Origin of the sequence: Psychrobacter sp. CAL346-MNA-CIBAN-0220, assembly GCF_040309805.1 — a bacterium.
Taxonomy (GTDB): Bacteria; Pseudomonadota; Gammaproteobacteria; order Pseudomonadales; family Moraxellaceae; genus Psychrobacter.
In genome coordinates, this window is sequence record NZ_JBEOPF010000735.1 from 1 (window position 1) to 235 (window position 235).

1 pseudogene is annotated in these 235 nt (G+C 43.0%); it reads right to left on the reverse strand.

From position 1 onward, the window contains the following. A pseudogene (locus tag AAEY88_RS15510) lies at window positions 1-235 on the reverse strand (glycosyltransferase); the annotation flags it as partial.

Here is a 235-nt window from a genome sequence, read left to right on the forward strand (position 1 = left end):
GCCGTATGCAATACATTGATGATATTTGTTAATTGGCTATACGCCATTATGCAGTTGATTTTGTAGATATTGGCTAGAATAAGATCAGGTACGCCTATATTGCCGAGTACATACTCATCTATCCGTTGCGCCACCGCTCTATAGGCATTTGCTTGCTCGGAATCGGGTGCAAATACTTGCTCAGCAAACACTTGATCGTACGGCACCACATGAACATGCACGCATGAATCTAATG